Below are 841 nucleotides of genomic sequence, written 5' to 3' on the forward strand. Positions count from 1 at the left end.
ATGAAATTCATTATTTTTACTCTTTTATATTATGCTCTTTAGCATAAGCTAGTATTTTAGCTCGAAGTTCTTGCGGAAAATTATATCTATATATAGCAGGAATTCTTGGATTAAGTTTAGCGTCTAATTTGTGTTTTTTATAAACATATTCTAAATGCTCTGGAATCCAATAATAAGGTGCATTAGGATAGCCTTGAGGAGGAGTTAGGGCTGCTAGTTTGGCTTCTAAAATAAGAGAATTCATATATAGTTTTGCTTCTTCTTTAGTCCAATCATTGGGAATGTCTGTATTATAAAATGCAACAGCACCTCTACGATATGCCCACATTTCACGATTAAACTCTTTCCTACTCTCTGGAGTAGAATCTATATCTCTTGGATCTTTTAATTTACCTTTTAAAACATCATCATCTAAAGATCTAATAGCTTTACCATCAGCATCATCTGCAAATTCATATTCTGTTAAATCAATAATCCAATCCACTCCTATAAGCTCATCTAAGAAAGGAAGCATTCCAAATTCATCATAAGGAGGATTTTTAGAAAAATCTTTTAGCATTTTCTCTCTTAAAGCATTAGTATGACCTCCACCTGCTAAGGCTACAGAAGAAGAATAAGTACTAAGTTGGTGTTCTAAAGAAGGTTGATGTCCCAGTTGTGCTGCTAAAAATAATGCTTGATAAGCTCTAGTGGTAAATCCTGTTTTCCATAATCCTCCTCCACCTTTTGCAAAGCCTTTTATATCTCCTAGTATCCCTGCTGCTAATTCCCATTCACTCATAAATAAATATCCATTACTTAAATGAGCTAAGCCTCTATTGCTTTCTACTTTTTTATAAAG

The 841-nt window shown here is 33.1% G+C and carries 1 pseudogene; it reads right to left on the reverse strand.

Annotated elements, in window-relative coordinates:
- Positions 1–16 precede the first annotated feature (16 nt).
- A pseudogene (locus tag ACOTVC_RS08905) lies at positions 17–841 on the reverse strand (hypothetical protein); the annotation flags it as partial.

It is taken from the genome of Campylobacter sp. GB48, assembly GCF_049221845.1.
Lineage (GTDB): Bacteria > Campylobacterota > Campylobacteria > Campylobacterales > Campylobacteraceae > Campylobacter_D > Campylobacter_D lari_C.